Annotated in this window: 13 protein-coding genes and 1 pseudogene; 1 reads left to right on the top strand and 13 read right to left on the bottom strand. The window is 52.4% G+C overall.

Annotated elements, in window-relative coordinates; all coding sequences use genetic code 11:
• Window positions 1-28: 28 nt before the first annotated feature.
• From MHH82_RS16680 to MHH82_RS16700, 5 genes are all read right to left on the bottom strand, one after another.
• On the bottom strand, window positions 29-949 hold the full coding sequence (locus MHH82_RS16680; RefSeq protein WP_145036617.1) for a carbohydrate ABC transporter permease: 921 nt from the start codon (window positions 947-949) through the stop codon (window positions 29-31).
• Window positions 950-973: 24 nt separating this feature from the next.
• On the bottom strand, window positions 974-1948 hold the full coding sequence (locus tag MHH82_RS16685) for an ABC transporter permease (protein ID WP_176502406.1): 975 nt from the start codon (window positions 1946-1948) through the stop codon (window positions 974-976).
• 274 nt (window positions 1949-2222) lie between these two features.
• On the bottom strand, window positions 2223-4538 hold the full coding sequence (locus MHH82_RS16690) for a helix-turn-helix domain-containing protein (RefSeq protein WP_015735510.1): 2316 nt from the start codon (window positions 4536-4538) through the stop codon (window positions 2223-2225).
• Window positions 4539-4886: 348 nt separating this feature from the next.
• Window positions 4887-6155 carry a glycoside hydrolase family 30 protein gene (locus MHH82_RS16695; RefSeq protein ID WP_145036817.1) on the bottom strand — a complete coding sequence of 423 codons (1269 nt, stop codon included), beginning with the start codon at window positions 6153-6155 and terminating at the stop codon, window positions 4887-4889.
• 85 nt (window positions 6156-6240) lie between these two features.
• Entirely contained in the window at window positions 6241-7065 is an 825-nt protein-coding gene (locus tag MHH82_RS16700; RefSeq protein WP_340966884.1) for a sugar phosphate isomerase/epimerase family protein, read from the bottom strand.
• Window positions 7066-7198: 133 nt separating this feature from the next.
• Between MHH82_RS16700 and MHH82_RS16705 the strand changes: the two genes are divergently transcribed.
• Window positions 7199-7981, top strand: coding sequence for a helix-turn-helix domain-containing protein (locus MHH82_RS16705; RefSeq protein ID WP_051425300.1), 783 nt, complete (start codon window positions 7199-7201; stop codon window positions 7979-7981).
• A 95-nt stretch (window positions 7982-8076) separates the two neighbouring features.
• Here the strand turns inward: MHH82_RS16705 and MHH82_RS16710 are convergent, their stop codons facing one another.
• From MHH82_RS16710 to MHH82_RS16745, 8 genes and pseudogenes are all read right to left on the bottom strand, one after another.
• Window positions 8077-9468: an ABC transporter substrate-binding protein gene (locus tag MHH82_RS16710; protein ID WP_036660567.1), complete on the bottom strand. Its 1392-nt coding sequence runs from the start codon at window positions 9466-9468 to the stop codon at window positions 8077-8079.
• A 352-nt stretch (window positions 9469-9820) separates the two neighbouring features.
• Complete coding sequence (locus MHH82_RS16715; protein WP_340966890.1) at window positions 9821-11719, bottom strand: family 43 glycosylhydrolase; 1899 nt, start codon at window positions 11717-11719, stop codon at window positions 9821-9823.
• A 196-nt stretch (window positions 11720-11915) separates the two neighbouring features.
• The gene (locus MHH82_RS16720) at window positions 11916-12689 is read right to left on the bottom strand and encodes a hypothetical protein (RefSeq protein ID WP_340970012.1); all 774 of its coding nucleotides are present in this window, start codon (window positions 12687-12689) and stop codon (window positions 11916-11918) included.
• Window positions 12669-13783: pseudogene (locus MHH82_RS16725) on the bottom strand (beta-L-arabinofuranosidase domain-containing protein); the annotation flags it as partial. The pseudogene MHH82_RS16725 and the gene MHH82_RS16720, both read right to left, overlap by 21 nt.
• An 81-nt stretch (window positions 13784-13864) precedes the next feature.
• The gene (locus MHH82_RS16730) at window positions 13865-16078 is read right to left on the bottom strand and encodes an ABC transporter ATP-binding protein (protein WP_340966892.1); all 2214 of its coding nucleotides are present in this window, start codon (window positions 16076-16078) and stop codon (window positions 13865-13867) included.
• A gap of 23 nt (window positions 16079-16101) precedes the next feature.
• Complete coding sequence (locus tag MHH82_RS16735) at window positions 16102-16632, bottom strand: DUF1854 domain-containing protein (protein WP_340966893.1); 531 nt, start codon at window positions 16630-16632, stop codon at window positions 16102-16104.
• Window positions 16629-18926, bottom strand: a complete 2298-nt coding sequence (locus tag MHH82_RS16740; protein WP_340966894.1) for an ABC transporter ATP-binding protein — start codon at window positions 18924-18926, stop codon at window positions 16629-16631. The genes MHH82_RS16735 and MHH82_RS16740 overlap by 4 nt, the downstream gene beginning before the upstream one ends.
• Before the next feature lie 74 nt (window positions 18927-19000).
• A complete protein-coding gene (locus tag MHH82_RS16745) occupies window positions 19001-19774 on the bottom strand; it encodes an alpha/beta hydrolase (protein ID WP_036660572.1) in 774 nt (257 codons plus the stop codon).
• Window positions 19775-19846: the final 72 nt, after the last annotated feature.

The following is a 19846-nucleotide window of genomic DNA, read 5'->3' on the forward strand; positions in this document are numbered from 1 at the left end:
AATGCAACATAACGGGCTCTGCCCACGATCAGCCCTTCACGGAGCCGATCAGCATGCCTTGCACGAAATAGCGCTGCACGAACGGATAGATCACCAGCACCGGAAGGCTTGCCACCACAATAAGCGAGTATTTCATGAGCTCGGCCATTTGCTGCTGCTTCACCATCTCCCCGGCGTCCATATTGCCCGTTCCGCTTCCCAGGATGAGAATGCTGCGGAGAATGAGCTGAAGCGGATAGAGCGATTGCGATTTTAAGTAGATCAAGGCATCGAAATAGGCGTTCCACTGCCCCACCGCGTACATAAGCGAGAGCACGGCGATAATCGGTTTGGCAAGCGGAAGAACGACGCTGAAAATGTAGCGGATGTCGCTGCACCCGTCGATGTCTGCCGCCTCGGAAAGCTCATCCGGGATTGAGGTCTGGAAGAAGGTTCTGGCGATAATGACCTGCCATACCCAAACGGCATTCGGAATGAGCAGCGCCCAGCGGGTATCGATCATGCCCATCGATTTGACGACCAGATAGGTCGGGATCAACCCGCCGGAGAACAGCATGGTGAAAGTAATGAAAACCATAAGCGGCGTGCGGCCGAAAAACGACTTCTTCGACAGCGGGTAACCGACCATGATGGTCAGGGATACGCTGATGAACGTACCGGCAACGGTATAAAACAGCGAATTGGCATAGCCTGTCAGCACCTGGCCGTTTCGGAACACCGCCTCGTACCCTGCCAGCGATACGTCGACCGGCCACAGCCACACCTTGCCTGCAGAGACGGCGCTTGGACTGCTCAGGGACGAGCTTACGATGTAAATAAGCGGATACAGGACGGCAATTAAAACCAAGATCAGCAAGATGTAGGTTACGCTCAGAAAAATACGGTCCCCCAGCGACTCCTTGATCCTCACGCTCCGTCGGCTTCCGGAATGGGCCCGCAATGCGTTCATGTCACTTCCCCCCTTTCGTGAAATTTACCAGAGGCTGGTATTGGATGCCCGCTTGGCAATGGCGTTGACGACTAGGAGCAGCACCAGATTGATCAAGGAATTGAACAATCCTACCGCCGTGGCGAAGCTGTAGTTCGCGTTCAGCAATCCGATTTTGTACACATACGTGGAAATGATCTCGGACGAGGACAAGTTCAGCGGATTCTGCAATAAGTACATTTTCTCGAAGCCGAGTGCCATGATGTTGCCTACGCTGAGAATCAGAATGATGACCGCGGCCGGCAGAATGCCGGGAAGATCGACGTTCAGGATTTTCTGGAACCGATTGGCGCCATCCACTTTGGCCGCTTCATATAATGACGGGTCCACTCCCGCCAGAGCAGCAAGATAAATCACCGCGGAATAGCCCATGGTTTGCCATACATCGGACAGCACGTAGATCGTGCGGAACATGCCAGGCTCTCCAAGATAATTGACCGCTTCAAAGCCAAGCGCGCCAGCAATGGTATTCACGATCCCAAGACGTGGGGACAGGAACAGCATGATGATGGACACCATGACCACCGTGGAGATGAAATATGGCGCATAGGTGACCATCTGCACGGTTTTTTTGAACCTTGCGCTCTTCACCTCGTTCAAGGCCAACGCCAGCAGAATCGGGATCGGAAACCCGACGATCAATTGATAGAACGAAATGTACAGCGTATTTTTGATCAGTGTCACGAACGCAGGGTTGCGAAAAAACATCTCGAAATACTGTGTGCCGACCCATGGACTCCCCCAAATCCCTTTCATTACGTTATAATTCTTGAATGCTAGCACGGCGTTTGCCATGGGCAAGTACTTGAAGATGATGAAGTACAAGACCGGCGGAATGACCAGCAGATACAGTTGCCAATGTCTTCTGAAGCTTCGATAGGCGGCTCTTCCGATTTCCGAGCGCTTGCCGCTCGGGGCTCTGACCGTTTTGGACTTGGAAAATAGAGTACTCAGTTCCATCCCTCCTTCGATGAGTAGCTGCCAATGAAGCCAGAACTTATTTGGCAGCGCTTTCTTGTGCGTAATCATAAAATTGCACGCTCGGCTTCGTAAAGGCACACTTTCTCCCTTGCCGTACAATTTCGGAAACGGATGCTTTCTAAGCCTTGATTTTACTAGGTTTTTCATTAGGCGGATTCGATTAAAAAACGTCCGCCAACACGTTCGATCCCCTTTGATTAAGCAGACGGCTGACCTCCCTTTTACGCAAAAGATTGGCGAGATCGCCGTCTCCTTAATCGGCCATTTGCCGGAATGTGCTCGGCGACACGCCGCGAACCCGCTTGAAGGCCCTCCGAAATGAATGGGCGCTGTTATACCCCACCTGCGCGGCGATCTCGTCAATCGTCAATATGTTCTCCTGCAGCAGCTCGGCCGCCTTGCCGATCCTCACCAGCTCAACGTAGTCCGAAGGATTCGTTCCCGTATGTTCCTTGAACATTTGGGAGATATACTTTTCGGGCTTGCCAATATGCTCCGCGATACGATAAAGCGTCAACTCTGCGTCGGAGTAACGCTCGTGGATATAGCGGATGATCTCACCCACGGTCTCGGCATGCATGTCGCATTTTTTCTTCCGGACGTCCATGCAGATATCATGAATGAGCTTCCCGAATCTGTCCCTGAGCTGATCGACCCCGTCCGTCGTCGTAACGGCCGCGATCTGTTCCTTGATATGGTCGGTCAACGACTCGTCGTGGAATATTTTTTGTTCGGCCAGCTTCAAAAAGGTTCCCTTGAGTTCCGTCACAAACTGCTGCGTCATATCGTACGACAGCTCCCTTTCTTCAAAGTTCCGGCTGAACAGCTGGTCAAGAAGGCGGCTTGTTTCCTCCAGTTCACCCGCCTTAAGCGTATTGAGCATACGCTGTTCGGATTCAATCGGATAATAGTACAGCTCCGTTGCTTTCATCGCATCCTCGAACCGGGTGATGCCGACTGCCCCAGTGTGGACGGCATATTCCAACGCTTGCTGCGCTTCGTTGAACGAGTCAGCTACGCCGTTCCACGCGTCGAACACCGAACCCAGCCCGATCGTGATCGACAATCGATGCTGCCGATATACGGTATCGACTAGTTCGAGCAAACCGGCTTCCAGGCGACGATGTAAATCGTCCAGCGGCTCTCCGGCAAGCGCATGCACGAAAGCGATCTGGTCCGAACCCCAGTCCGTAACCAGCACATCGGATTCCAGCCGGCTCAAGCCCTGCCGGACGATCAACCTTGCGACGCTGAGTTCCTGGATGATTTCCTCACTGTCAGCGCTGCCATATCCGGCAACTTTTAGAATGCCTGCACGTCCATGCTCGCCGCGGAGGCGGACTCCGGTTTGACCGGAGACCGCCTCGATCTCGCGCAGCGTATAGAAGTCGCCTGTCAGCAGCCGCTTGATAAACGCATCCCTAAGCAGCGGGAGCTGATCGTTCAGTGAAGACTCCAGCAATTCATTGTTTGCGATCAGCGCCGCGATATTGCCGGCCAGGAAATCATACTCATTACCGATCTTCTCCCGAGAAATGTGGTTTTGCTCGCGAAACACGGACAGGAGCGAATGGAGCTTAGCACTGTGCCGGTACGCGAGCACAAGTCCGATCAGCAAACCGATGACCAGCGCAGCCAGCGTAAACGTCGTCGTGACCCGCTGGATTTTGTCGGCCTTCGTCAACAGCACCTGCTCGGGTATTCCGGCCATATAGGTCCACCCGTTCAGGTCGGACCGAATGGTAATCAACAGTTTGCCGTCGCCCGTGGGGCTGACTTCTCCGTTCTCGTCTCCCGGAGCTTCGGAGAAGCGCTTGGCTTCCTCTTCGCCGATGCCGCGGGACAGGATCAAGCTGCCTTCCCGGTCCGCAACCACCGCCCAGCCGCCGTATTGGTCCACGATGTTTTGCAGCAGGCTGCCCATATGATCTTCATCGATCATAACGCCGATCATCGCCTGTGGATTGTTGAAGCTGTTAAGCGGTATCGACTGCAGAAACGTGACTGCCGGCATTTCGACAAACACCGTATCGCGGATTTCCCGCCTATATTTCTTAAGCGGAATCAACTCATTTAGATGAGGTTTCTTTAATACGGCCTCTTCCCATTCCTCGAACGTCATTCCTTCAAGCCGATTCGCCTCGTAATAATGCTCAGGCCGGTAATAGACGGTGCTCGGCGTAATAATGGCGTTATAATTGCGTATGTAGATGAAGAAATTAGACAGGTAATCGTTCGTGCTGCTGTACATGGACAGACTGCGCTGCATCCTCCCCAAGCCGTAAACGTTGTTGCTGTCGAGCGGCTTGGGATCGGCGATCAGACGATATAAATCCTGATTGATCGCAAGCTGCTTCGTGAAGGCTTCCACCTCCACCAGATGCCGCTCGATGATCTCTTTTCCCAGATTCAATGAACTCAGACTGTTTTCGATCGAGCTTGATTTTGCTACTTCAATCGAAGCCCTGTACGATGCATAACCTGCGATTTGGGGGATTAACAGCACAATCAGGTAGGAAATCAGAAATCTGCGGAACACCGGGGAGAACTTGGACCATAAACGCTGCATATGTACCCTCCTCAATAGAAAGCGTTTTCAAATATGAAGCAATTCGATGATACACTTGACTGTTCGCAAGAAAAAGGTACAATTCCTTCCTCGGAGTACAATTGCATACGATATGGGAATAGGCTAGGAGCGAAAGGACGCAAATTCCTTTACGAGGCAATATGATCAATCGGAGTTAATATAAACATTAAGGGGTTTGGCAGGAACCACTGCGAGCTGTGTGTCGGCACTTCGTGGATTTCCTTACTGATTACCAGCCCAGAACAAAGAGCTGCCCTTCCAAGTCACCCTTGTGACTTGAAGACAGCCCTTATCATACGCTTTGTTAACAGTACCGTAGACGATGTGTTACCGTCCGAGTTCACCCACAAAAGTCGTAACGCTTTGCGCGGGAAGATGAGCCCAGAAATTGCTCCCTGTTACATTGAGAGACGTTCCTGGCTGGAGATTGCTGCTGCTGCTCGTGATCCACCTTGATACCTGCGAAACGGATCCATTCTGAAGGACAAAGTTCTGATTGACCCCGGAGTTGTTCCGGTTTATGGCAACGATAACGATTTTGTTGTCGCCTTTATAGGCGGATACGTAAACGTTCGTTTGTGGATTTTTCGAAGCATCCACCCTGACATAGCCGGGACGGACAAACTTGGAGAAATGAGCCATATTGTAGCCGCGTTTGCTGATCGTGCCGTCCTCTTTCATCGGACCGTAGGATCTGCGGATATACCACCATACGTAAGCTTGAAAATCTCCCTCTACCATCGCATTGTGGATATGGTAAGACACATCCAAGGCTTCAGGCCAGCGATCCGCCGAGTTGTTGTCGCTGTTCGGGTAATACACCTCGGTCATCCAGAGGTCTTTTCCCGCTCCTTTTTGTTTGAATAGTGGATACGCGAAATTGCTAACTTGGGTACCGTACAGATGAGCGCCAAGAATATCCATATTGGCAAGCGCCTGGGGATCATTTAGAATCGGGTCCGACATATTTTTCAGATATTGGAACGATTCCGGTGCGATCACTCTGCTGTTGATCGATCCGGCATTTTCTTTCATAAAGCGAAGCATTTCCTGCGGCGTCCACCACGTCCAGTCATGCGCATAATCGGGCTCGTTCTGGACGGAAATCGCGTAAAGATTCACGCCATTGTTTCTCATGTAGGTTACGAAATCGTTAAGATGCTGGGCATACGCGGCATACTTGTCGTAGCGAAGTCGCTTTGCCGACGTATCGCCGTTGCGGTTGAAGGTCTCGACCATGTCGGCGGGCGGATTCCATGGCGAAGCGAATACGATAGCTCCAAGGGCAATCGCTCGTTTGGCCGTATCCAGTTCACGGTACCACTGATTTCGGTCTTCGTGCACGTAGATTCTTAATATCGAGAATCCTAACTGGTTGTGTCCGTTTCCGAATGCGGTTTCTCTCTGTGCTGCCGTCAAATCTCCGATCCATGCCGGGTGGTTGATGCCTCCGAAACCGCGTATCACTTGTTTCTCCGACGATACATTCACAACGGCGTCGCTGGCTGCGGCAACATCGCCAGGTGCCGGCAAAAGGGACAACGCAAGGACAAGGGCCAAACATGCACTTATGGCTTTCTTATAACGTGAAATCAAGAAACGATTCATGAGACTGCTCCTCCCAAAAATTTTTTTTTGGATTCGTGTCAGGATGCACTCGGTTGAATTCATATCCGACCTTTCAATTCCACTCCATCCCTTCCACAGCTAGCAATCGCTTTATCGCTTTGGAAGCCTCGACGAATAGTTGGGGATTGGTGAATCCCTCGAACCTTCCGGCGGCCCGCAGATGCGGCTCCAAAGACAGAAAGCCGGAATACCGCCTGCGGCAAAGCTCTTGAAGGAGCAGACGTAGCTCGCCGTCACCATCGCCTGCGGGCACGACCATCCCCTTCCCCATTATGGCGTCTTTGACATGGATATACGCCGTATAGTCGCCGACCAATGGGAAGGCCTCGCCTACGGGTTTCACGTCGCACTGCACGAAATTCGCAGGATCGAACGCCGCCCGCAAATGGGGGGACGAAACTGATTGAAGCAACTCCAAGCATCGCTCGCCGGTGTCTCCGTAAATATGGCTTTCGTTCTCATGAAGCAGTACAATGCCTTCCTGCTCTGCCAACTGAGCGAGCCGAAGCATGCGCCGTATTACCTCTGGCCGATACTTCTCGTGGTCTCCGTCGGGAATGTAAAAGGAAAACACGCGGACATAAGGCGCTTGGAAATACTTAGCCAAACGAACGGCATGCTTGGCATGTTCGAGATGAGGTTCAAAGTCGTCGGTGATTTGGATTTTCCCGATCGGCGATCCGATTGAGGAGACTCCGACCCCCCGCTGCGATAATCGTTCTTTTATGCCAGACAACTCTTCTTCCCTCAACTGCAGCACGTTTTTCCCCCATACGCCTCGAAGCTCAAGATAACGGATGCTTTCGGATTCAAGGACATCCAGCTGTTCCTCCAAATCCTGGGAGATCTCATCCGCAAACCCGGTTAACGTGATCATTCAATCATTCCCTTTCTTAGCTGAAAATTTCGATAATAGCAAGCGGCGATTCCATGGTAAAATTACAATCCAATCACAGGTTGTAAAAGTTCATTAGGACGTTACAATTTTTTTAAAAGGAGGCGATTTTCGCATGGAGCTTGAATATCACCCTCATCTCGTACCGAATATCTTTCTGTTCGTAGACCGTAAATGTTATCCGGATTGGAAAATTCAGAAGTCCCGAATCGGATTTCATGATTTGACGTTCGTTGTTGAGGGCCGGGCAAACTACTACATTAACGGCAAAAAATTTGCAGTTGAAGCAGGCGACCTGGTATACGTTCCCGGAGGAAGCGTACGAGAAGCCCATACATGTAAGGAGTCGCCCATGCATGCGTATCCGTTCAATTTTTTCTGGGCCGAGCCGCATAATTATATCCGGCTTCCGTTTGGCGTGGTCACAAAGAAATTGATCACCAAGGAGATTCTTTCCTACATCCGTGAGTTCAACCTCGTGTGGATGAATAAACAACCGTTTTATATGATCCATGCGCGCGCATTGTTCGAACTCATTCTCCATCGGCTGCTCCGCTGCATGCATCGCCAAACGACGATGCTGATGGATCCGCGGATCAAGAAACTGACAGCATTCATCGAAGAGCACTATGCGGAAGACTTGACGTTAAACGATTTTGCCGAGCAGCTCAATCTCCACCCCGTCTACCTTGGAAAGCTATTCAAGCTGAACACCGGTTCGACCTACAAGGAATACCTGCAGCGCGTTCGCGTAAATAATGCTGAAATCATGCTGGCGACGGGCAATTGTACTGTTACGGAAGCCGCGGAATGCTGCGGTTTTTATGACCTTTCCTATTTCAGCAAAGTGTTCAAGGAATCGAAAGGCTATCCTCCCTCTGCCATTAAGAGGCATTAATCGAAATCGCTTTCCAACACGAATGGCTTTACCTGAAGCCGCCCTCCTAATCGAAAGAGGATGCGAGGGCAGCTGTTATGGTTGACGATCCCTGCTCACTTTTTCCAAACTGTATCAATCGCGGCCTGGAACGGCGCTTTGTATTTCTCGACAACCGTTGATACCGGGATGCCTTCCTGAATTTCCCCTGTAAATTCGTAATAAGGCATCGATGGATACCCGGCGTTGGTATCAACTACTTTGATGCTCTCACCGGCCATCTTGGCATTTTGAATATCGTCCTCATTGCTGAATAGTGTTTCCAGCGTGGATTGTTTCGGATAATCGTAGATTGAGTCGATATCGTTGATTTTCTCGTAAATGTAAACCAGGCGTTCGGGGTGTTCTACCGCGCTTGGAATCGTCAGATAGTTCGGGATCGTATTATGCGAATGATACCCTGTGGCGCTTGGCCCTTTCGGGAATGGAAGAAAGCCGATATCGTAATCCGGCATGTCCTGCTTGAAGTTCTCCATTTCATAGTCGCTGCCGGCAAGCATCAAAGTGTTGCCTTGGCGGAAAAATTGGCCCGCCTCAGTCCAGTCCCCTCCTTCCGTAGGCCTGCCAACCGCCTCGGTTGCAAGTCGCGATAAGAAGTTCAATACTTCCAAGGTTTTTGGATCCTCGAGTCCTTGCTGATCGAGAATGACCAGATTCGCCTCGTTCGAAGCCATGGCAGGAACCAGCAAGGAAGCGGTTGCAAGCCCCCAAATATCCAACTTGCCGTCGTTATTTGAATCTTTGTTCGCTTCTTTCGCGACTTGAATGAATGTGTCCCAGTTCCAGTTGTCTTCGTTGACGTATTCCTGCAACGGCTTTATGCCCAATTGATTCATTAGCGTGCGATTATAGAAAATGCCGGATGATGCGCCGTTGATGCCGGTCCGAAATCCGTAGCCTCTTCCTTCGTATTGGGAGTACTCGTTCGTGTACTGCTGTATGAATACCTTCTCATTCTTGGTGTATTCATCCACTGGCGCGAACAAACCTTGATTGACCAGCGTCGGAATCATCCATGGCCTTGCAACCCGGATGATATCGCCGATCGGTTCGCCCGCTACCAGCGAAGCTGTCACCTTGTCCTGATACTCGCCGAAATCCACGGTTACGTATTCCATTTTAAAATTATGCTTTTCCATTAACTCTTCCAAATTTCGTTTTCGATTAATGTTGTCAGGGTTGTCTTCCTGAATGGACTCGTCATACCAGGACACCCATTTGATGGTGCTGCCGCCCATATCAAAATCCATTTCCGGCGAACCGGATATGTCTTCCTGGCCGCTTGGTTCGTCTGCCGGTTCCTCGTCTTTCACTGCAGGCTCGTTGACGGCCTCATTCGCTATGCCGGGTTCGCTCGACTTCAGATCACCGCCCGAACCGCTGCTGCATGCCATCATGAACACCAGAATCAGACTGCAGAACAGCAGGCTGATCTTTCGCATCCACATGCGTTATTCCCCTCCCTTGGTCATGGCTGCATTCATGTTGCAGCGCTTACATTTTGTAGCTACCAAGATCATATAACTGCTTGCGTTAACGGACCAGAGAGAAACTAAACATGATTTGTAAATTCTAAAAGTGTTGATGCTCTGGGCAACGCAAAGGGCCGGAAAGTGGAAAGCGCTTGAGCATCGGCTATACGGTGTGCCCAATCTGAATTCATCATTGGCAAAGGATTAACCTCGGGTTCACGTCGTCAAAACGCAAAAGAAGCGCTGCGTACCCGCACACGGGAACACGGCGCTTCTTTTGTTCTTCATGTTCAACAATTCGCACAAACCCAGAAAAGTTGTTGTTCCGTCAGTCTTCCACCAATGCTTCCACCTGCACATCCAGGTATACGGACGCAAGCGCTGGATTCAGGTCCTTCTCTTCCGTCAAGCCCAGCATCGGTTCACCGTCAACGTCGAAATGCACGCGACGGAGACCCGAGCAGCGGGGTTGGCCGATGCCTGGACGAGCGTGATATACGCTCCAGATCGTTCCTTCCTCGTCCTTCACATAAGAATTGTGTCCTGGCCCGTATTCGCCCGGCACGCTTCTGGAGGTTAGCAGCGGGTAATTTCGCTTCGTCCATTGGTTCGGGTCAAGCAAATCAGCGTCAGAATTGACGCTGAGCATGCCGACGCAATACGTGGCATCGACCAGAGCACCGGATATCGTCACGAAGATCTTCCGGTCTGTCATGAGTGCAAAGGGCCCTTCCTCCACGAACGTTTGATTGTTCGCCCAGCCGTAATCGGGCTTGGACAGCAGGACAGGCTCCGATAACAGTCTCCACGGTTCCCTCGGATCCGCCTCGGCGATATAGATCCACGAGCCCAGGTCATGCGGTACCAATTCCCTTTGCGCCCAGAGCACATATAAACGGCCTTTCCGCTCTAATACGGTCATGTCCAGCGTTATGCCGGCTTGAAACAGCGGGCTTCCGTCATTCCTGGCGACCCGGATTGGGGTCCCCCAATCCGCAGCCATTCTCGGATTGCCGCCATTCTTTAACCGCATAACATGCGATTGAATGTCTTTGAATTCGCCGCTGCAGCCGGCAAGAAAAATATACAGATCGCCGCCGATGCCATGAAGTTCAGGCGCCCACAGAAATCGCTTCAGATGATCATGCATGCCTGTATCCAGGATTTTGGTTTCTTCTGCCGAGACCAGACCGAATATGGAATCCGCCTCCCGGATCGATATCGTATGGTTGCCGTCGGCATCATTGGTCGCGACAAAATAATACCTTCCGTCCCACTGCGCAATGCAAGGGTCGGCACGGTTCGTCGCCATCGGAAACGTATAGCGATCCTGCCGAATGCTTCCAGAAATGCGATAAGTTCCGGGACGGCTCCAATCGATCTCGGACGCATCCCACTCAATCGGCTTGATCGTGGTTGTGCCATCACTGTATATCGCCGTCACTTTAACGGCTTGTAACTGTTCTTTGGACGTAACGGCCACACGCTCCGGCAGTTCATTACGCACATGAACCGGTACCGTAAGCTTATGAATCAGCCTCTGAGCCACGCCTCGCGATACACGTATCGCATTGCGGGGCACTGCTCCTTCAATGTCGACGCGTCTCGGGCTTAGCGTGAAAGCTTCGCACGGCTTCGGCTTGGCAGCGTCGTCCGGGCATGTCACATCCGCCATTTCCCTTTGATAATACCTTCCGTCTTCTTCACGCCAACGAAGGATATACCTTCGGGAAGCATGTTCATATTCGCACATGATATCTTGTACATGAAGCCCGTTCGTTAGGTTCAACAGACCGAGCTCCCGATACTGCAGCAAGTCCGGGGAAGTGAACAAAAGCACTGAGCCCTTGCTCTGCTGATCGGGAGAACCGTCCGCTTCCGTCCGAATGGCCAGTACGCCAAAGTTTCCGTCAGCCATGTGGAACAGGTACGGATTCTTCAAACTCTTGGCGGACAGCGTGGCGTTTGAGAGCTCGGCGGCTTTAGCGAACAGCACCCCCGAGTTGTGATTAAGCTCCCGATAACTCATCCCGTCTTCGGTGTAAGCGAGATGCATGCTATATGCAAGCTTCGGGGAATAGATTTCCGGTTCAAGCGGTTCTCTCGTATAGCAGAGAACGCTGAGAATTTCATTTTCCATACGCTGCTCCTTCCCTCCTAACGGATAAGGCTTTTCAAGAATAATCTCTTCCAGCTTTGCACTCGGCTTCGAGTAATGAATATTCACTCCGATCGTCCCGCCGAACAGGAACGTTATATGAGACCTCCGACAGCTTACATCTCTCAAATCTCCATTACGGAAATGGCATTTTTACCGATCTCAGTATCCGCCTGTTTGATCGTACTAGTCATCAGCCTAGATCTATCGCAGGAATGGATGTTGATCAGCTGGACACACAGAATATTTTATTTTTCTCTCTTCACTATAATTTTGTACGCGTTACTTTGAAGTAAATTTGATAAGGTTCGTACCCGATATCCCGAATTCGTTTGAACGTGATGGCAGGTTCCTGGTTGACTGTCTTGAAGAAATACCGCCAACTCCCCCATTCACGTTCATTTTCGTTCTCGATAGCGGACGCAATATCCTCATCCCTCATATAGAGCTGCTGTTCTGATTCGCACAAGCCTGCCAACACTTCTGGACCGTATCGGAAGGCACCTATTCGTTCGTCGTCCGGTAGCGGAACAAACCGAATGCCGATTGGCAGCATGATCGAGACGGTATCGCCTTCCTTCCATGCTCTGTGAATGTCATAGAAGTTCTCGCTGTCCAGAGTCGTCCCCTGCAGAACGTCATTGACGTACACGGATGCTCCCGCCATGATCCACTCAGGTATGCGGAAGCGGAGCGTGAACGTTGTCGGTGCGGCAGCAGATACAATGAAATCGTATTTGCGAAAAGTAGGTATATTTTCATTTATCGACGCTGTATCATTAATAGCTTGGTACCCGGCCGTGTTAGACGAGGATAGGAGGCTACCGCTCATTTTGTCCTGCGTCTGTACGATCCGTATGAGGGTTCCAGCGATACTTGCGTCCAACTCGGAATCGAAATATTGACTGATATAGACGATATCCCCGTCCTGATAATAAATTCCCATGTTCCAGGCCGCATTCGCCTGAACCATCGTGCCGTGGCAGCAGAAGAAGCTGTCGGTTTCCGTGCTCCACTCCTTGCGCAGACCGGCCTTCATGGGGAGGAAATAGGTCAGCAGGCCGGTTCTAGGATAGTTATGCTGACTACCAGTCAAACCATATTCCTGATAATAGGCTTGCGCCATAATGCCATTGTATAGATTGTACTCGATATATTGCGCGTAGGTAGGGTCGCCAGATTGACGAAATAAGAAATCTGCTAGTCGGATCATGTTATAGACAGTACAATGCTCCTGATTTTTGTCACCTAGGCGGGCCTTCATCTTCATCTTCGGCATCCAGACCTCTCCAGCGGTTTGACCGCCTGTCGCAAGGCTTCCCCTTTCCGTTACAGCGCAATTCCAATACGCTTGGACGATGGACAGCCACCTGTCGTCTCCGGTAACCTCATAAGCTCTCGCACAGCCGAGCACTTCCGGTATCGTAGTGTTAGCATGCATATTCGTAAGCGGATCCTTGCCCTCCAGCAAGGGTTGAAACAGCCGACTGCGATAATACCGGTCTAACAGCACACGATATTTGTCCGCTCCGGTTATGTGCAACAGATCGGCCCAAACCTCAAGCATTCCGCCTGTCTCCACATCGAGAATATCGTCGAATTGCTCTCTTGTGAATGTGCCGCTCCATTCGACAACCAGTCCGCGAACCGATCCACGATATCCAGGGCCTGCCGATTTCCGGCATATTGCCAGGCATCGACCAACCCCATTAATATTTTGTGACAATTGTATTGGGGCGCCCAGATGCTTTTTCCGCTTGCAATCCAGTGCAGATATTTTTCGGGTATCGGACCGACCCACTGACCGCCGTTATCGCGTTGGCATTCATGCAATTCATGCACAATAGCATCCAGTTTGGCCTTTAATTCGATGTCGCCGCTTTCTTCATAATGCAACGCCGCACCAGACAACCAATGACCAAGAAAATGGCCGCGCAATTGGCAGACCGGCGTTTCCCAACCGCCGTGCGCACCTTCGGGAATCGTTCTTCCATGAAATCTTCCGGCCTCCAAATGATAATTAAACAACAGATGACCGCTGTCCAGCTTCATCAGATAGCTTCTGTTCGCTCGTTCCCTGCGGATCAGTTCTTGCTCTTTCAAAATGACCTGTTTGCCTCTCAATGCTTTCATTGAGTTCCTCCTTTCGATATGTCGGCAGAACGAGCTTTTAATCTTTCAGCCCGTCTATTTCACAGTAAGCATCTGGCGGCGTCATACCACCACGGAAGGGTCGCTCTTGCGGGACATGCCGCGCTGGGCGGCAATCAGCTTGTAATAGATCCCCCGCTTATCCATCAATTCGCGATGCGAGCCGATCTCGGCGATCCGCCCCCTGTCGAGAACGACGAGCCGATCGGCATGGCGCAGCGTGGAGAGGCGATGCGCGATAGCGATCGTCGTGCGGTTCTTCGTCACCCGTTTCAGTGCCTCCTGGATGGCCTCTTCCGTCTCGATATCAAGCGAAGCCGTCGCCTCGTCCAGAATGAGGATTCTCGGATCGTTCAGAACGGCCCTCGCGATGGCGATCCGCTGACGCTCGCCTCCCGACAGATTGTTCCCGTTCTCTTCCAGCCTCGTGTCGTAACCGTCAGGCAAGCTGATGATAAAATCGTGCGCGTTGGCGATTTTGGCCGCCTCAATAACCTCTTCCGGCTTCGCGCCCGGCTTCGAGTATTGAATATTCTCCGCGATCGTCCCGCTGAACAGGAACGTCTCCTGCAGCACGACTCCGATCTGCGAGCGCAAATCTTCCTGCCGGATCATCCGGATATCGATATCGTCGATCCGAATCTCCCCTTCGTTCACATCATAAAAACGGGAAATCAGATTGATCGTCGTTGATTTGCCCGATCCGGAATGGCCGACGAGTCCGATCATCTCCCCCGGCTTCACGGTGAGGTTGATTTCCTTCAGAACAGGCTCATACGATCGGTAACCGAAAAAAACGTCGCGGAACTCGATCGAACCCCGAATCCGGTGGCCCACCGCGTTCTTTGCATCGATGACTTCCGGCTGCTCGTCGATCACCGAGAATACACGATGCATTGATATGACGGCATTCGCGATCCAGCGCGGCATGAACATCAACCAGGAGATCGGCCCGAATATCATTGCGGCGTAAGCGCTGAACTGAATCAGTTCGCCAACGTTCATTTCCCGGCCGATAATCATGTAGCAGCCGATCATGAGGACGAGATATTGGCCGATCTGAATCAAATAATTCGAGATCGGCGATAAAACGCTGTACAATTGCTCGCTCTTGATCGCGGCTGCGGCAAATTCGCGGTTGTATTTCCGGAATCTGCGGATTTCCCGCTCTTCCTGGCCGAACGCCTTCACGACCCGGATGCCGCTTAGAACGTCGTGAAGGAATGAGTTCGCCTTATCGGAGATTCGCCACTGCTTGTGAAACAGCTTGTGCAGCACGCGTCTCCAAATATGGTAGTGCAGATAAGCAACGAACGGAGCGGGAAGGAGCACGACCAGCGCTAGCCGCCAATCGGCGGTAAAGAGCAGCGCCGCTGACGCGACCAGGATGATCAGTTGGTAGATGGCCGTTGTGCACATCTCCTGAATCAAATGACGGATGCGGTCCGTATCGGCCGTCACCCTGTTCATCAGGTCTCCTGCCCGCTGGGACGTCAAAAATCCGAGCGACATGTTCTGAATCCGATCGAATACCGTTTTGCGCAAATCGGCCGCAATGCCCGTACTGACGCTGGCCATGATCCGGTTTTTGGCGATGCCGAGCAGCTCGCCGAAGGCCAGGGCGAACAGCATCCCGGCGAGGGCAAGGAAGAACACCCTAACGTTCGCTTCTTGCCCGGCGGGGGGCAGCAGCGCAGCGTTGACGAGTAGCTTCTGGAAATAGGGTCCAGCCATCGCCAGTCCCGAAGCGACGATCAGAACGCCAAGCCCAAGCATTAAGCCTCGCCAGTGCCTTCTCGACACGAGAAGCAGTCGTTTGAAAGCGGCTGTTCTGCTCATGCATCGGGGACACACCCGCGTACCCGGGACGAGCGATCGTCCGCAAGCTGCACAAACCGGATCCGCTTCATCATGATAAATACGGATGGGGCGATTGGCAGCCATGTCATTCAAGATTTGGGCGATATAGCCGTACCTGGCCGCATGCTGCATCGTCACCCGGACGACGATTCGCTTCGTCTCGTTCTCCGTGGCTTCGAGCACTGCATTGCCAACGAACGGCACCAGCTTATAATCGCTGGCGTCCGCGATGTTTCCCTCGTCTCGCACCTGGCCGTCTTGCACATAGGCCCACCTGCCACCGCCGATCGCAAGATAGCCTTCCACCCGCCGCCCTTCCAGCGACAGGTCGGCCGGGACGCAATAAGCGATCTCCGCTCCGACGACTTGCCGTACCGCCGCTAAATCCTGCTCTGAAAGCGTGAAATTCAAATTCATCGATTTTCCTCCGTTACCGCCGTTTACAATCTCATTTCGACCATTCGGTATTCCTTGTCGCTCAGACGGTCCACCTGTGGGATGACGAATCGGTTTCCATCGACGTCTATAATCAGCAGGCGGTTCTCCGCCGCGAACTTGACGTTTCCGCTGCCGTTTCGCACCGTAAACCTGCACAGTCCGGCAGTCGTTGCAACTTCCCAATAGGAATAGCCGAACTCCTCGGTTACGGCAATAACCTTCGTTATTTCCGGCGTAAAATAGCGGATTATCATCTGCCTTTCAATCAGGGAGGCCGTGCCTTGGGGAAAATCGTCAAGATGGCGGATCATGCCGATCTCCTTGTTATCCGCCGTACGAATCGACAAGAATGAGCGCTGGTTCGTATGCGGAAAGGAACAATGCACGTAAACCGGCGAATGCACTTCGCCCCCGGTACAGACCGATAGCATACGTCCGTTCGTCTCCGTAAAATCCGTATTGCCCGGGATCAAATATCGGATGCCTGCCGCATCCGCCAGCTCTGTCCCCCGATGTTCGTCCATCGTCGTCATGCGATGATCTCCCCCTTCATTCTGAGCGCTTCGTCATGTTTGCGGACCAGTTCCCTATAGACGCCCTCCATCGCCATCAGCTCGTCGTGCGTGCCCGCTTCGACGATGACGCCTTTATCCATCACAACCAAAAAATCGGCTTGCCTTAACGTGGACAGCCGGTGGGCGATCGCGATCGTCGTCCGTCCTTTGACAAGCGAATCGAGCGCCTGCTGAATTTGCAGCTCCGTCTCCGTATCGAGCGAGGCGGTCGCCTCGTCTAGAATGAGCACCTTTGGGTTGTGCAGCACGGCCCTGGCGATCGACAGCCTCTGCTTCTCCCCGCCGGACAAGCTGTAACCGCCCGATCCGACCTGGGTATCATAGCCGTCCGGCAGCTTTTCGATGAAATCGTGCGCATTCGCGATTTTGGCCGCATGCAGAATGTCCTCCGCCTGGCAATCGGGATCGGCGTACGCGATATTTTCGGCGATGCTGCCCGAGAACACATAGACATCCTGGGATACGATCCCGATATGACGCCGCAGTGAAGCTGTCGAAAGATCCTTGACATTGACGCCGTCGATCCGGATTTCCCCCTCGGTTACGTCGTACAATCGCGACACCAGATTGACAAGCGTCGATTTCCCCGCACCCGAATGGCCGACAACGCCGATCATCTGCCCCGGTCTCGCGCACAAGGACACCTGCTTCAAAATCGGTTTGTTCGGCTCGTAGCCGAACGAAACGTTATCGACCACGATATCGCCTTTCATCGCCGGCAAATGAACGGCGCCAGGACGCTCAGCTACATCCGGCACGGCATCCTGGATCTCGAAGATACGCTGCGCCGCAGCCATGCAATTGGACCACCAGCCGACGATATTGTTCATGAACTGAATCGGCCCATACAGCATCATCATATAGTTGACGAACGTCAGCACGGCGCCGAACGACATCCGGCCTTGCATCACGTACCAACCGCCGAACGCCCAGATCAAGATCCCGCCCGCCTGCGTCAGAAAATTGAGCACCGGGAACACGGTTCCGCTCAATTTGTTGAAACGCTGTTCGGCCCCGGAGAATGCATCGTTCGCCCGCTGAAAGCGGCGGATCTCCACCTTTTCTTTACCGAATGCCTTGACGACCCGCGAGCCGCGAACCGAATCGCTGATGATTGAATTCAGGGCGCTCACCCTGCGGTGCCTTCGCCAGGACAAGCGCCACAGCTTCGGAAACGCGCTCCGGACAAGCCAAAGGACCAGTGGCATCGGCAGCAGGCAAATCAGCGTAAGCCGCCAATCCATCCAAAGAAGCACGGCGGTGATGCCGATGATGTTCAACGCATTTACGATGAAATAAGAAAGCCCGTCTACGAAGAAATATTGTAGTTCCTGTGCGTCGTTATTCACTCGGGTCATGAGATGACCGGTCTGCCTACGCATGAAAAAATCGAGCGACAACCGCTGCAACGCGGTAAATACGGCCGATTTCAAATCGAATGCGACCTTTGCCGCCAGTTTTGCGATAATGGTGCCGAACAAGACCCCGAATAACAGCGATAGCGTTCGGAATGCGAGAATGATCACAATGACAAGACCGATCTTCCCCGCGAAAGCGCCACTTCCGGCAAGCGCCTGATCAAAGAGCACCGTGCCTTGAAAATAAGGAATGACGAGACCGGTCGCCGAGTTGAGCAGCATAAACAACACGATAAAGAAGATAGACAGCTTATACTTGCCCGCAAACGACAGCAAACGTGCGAAGACGGCATGCCTCTTCATGCATTTCGGGCAGAATGGCCTGCCTTCTTCAGGGTACATCAATCCGCATGTCGGGCAGGAAGCCCCTTCCGATTCCTCGTTTTGTTCGAAGGCCTCCAACCGCTCGTTTTTCTTCATTTTGTCGAAGGCTCCCGCAAATCGGACGGCCTGTTTCATTTGACCACTCGTGAATGCGCCGATCACTCGCTCTTCCCGCTCCTTTGCCACGACCATGCCGGAAGCGACCAGATTAACGATGATCAGGGATTCCAATCGTTCGACGGGAATGCGTTCCCATGCCCAATCGACGGAACGGTCTCTCCCCGGCTTGCCAGCGTCCTTGCTCCGGCGGGCTGCATCACTCGAAAACGTCTTCTCCTTCGAAGTGACGCTGCCACGAAAGATGTGAAGATATTCCCGGGACAAGACGAGATATCCGTCCGTATAGCCGCCGTCCGGCAACCGGTCACACTCCATCCAGTGCACCAGATCAGCGGCTTTTGTACCTTTTCTGTCCAACATGGACATGATTTCCTTCGGCAGTAACGTCATGATCTTTTCGCCTTTCGGTCATTTTGGCTGAAAGTAAAAAGCCCGGCCATAAACGGACAAGGCTTCCTTGCACATTAGCTATCTTTAAAAAGGTGCTGAGAAAAATGATACAAATCGCTCTTCCATACGGACCAATCATGTCCGCCAGGTTCCTCAAACGAAATATGTGGAACCTGGTGCTCCGCCAAATACGCATGCGTCCGGTCGCTAATCGGCTTAAGACTGTCTTCGTCGCCGCATGAAAGCCACAGCAATTTGAGCCTGGCCGACGCTTCTTCCGGTTGCGGGACGAGCTGTTCAGGAGATTTCGTATTGGGAGCCGGGGAAAAAGCGCCGATCCATGCGAAACGGTCGAGGTGCTTCAAGCCGATATTCAAGGATTGCCCCCCGCCCATGGACAACCCCGCAATCGCACGGTTTTCCCGACCTGTCGATACCGAATAACGCGACTCGACAAAGGGAATAAGGTCGTTTAGCAAATCGAATTCGAACGTCTCGAATGCTTTCACTTTGTCCGGATCAAACAGGTCCCCTTCAGCCCGATCGTTCGGCATCGCACGGCCATTGGGAAAAACGACGATCATCGGCGCGAGTTTCCCATCCGCGCATAGATTATCCAGAATCGTCTGCGGATCCGCATGGCGGTGCCATTCCGACTCATCACCACCGATCCCATGCAATAAATAAAGCACGTTGTACGTTTTATCATCGCCATCCCCTGGTGGCGTATAGATCGTCGCCTTTCGAAAGTTGCCTACCGTTTCGGATGCATATTCCACCGTTTCGATTATTCCCCTGGCGATATGTTCCCGTTGCCGGTCGAATCCGGCCGGGGCCTTCTCCTTCATGTTCCTCTCCCCTTCAGTTCATAGGTTTAGCGCCGGGCGATATCCAAGCAAACTCACCACTTTGGCAAGCTG

It is taken from the genome of Bacillus sp. FSL K6-6540 (genome assembly GCF_038007545.1).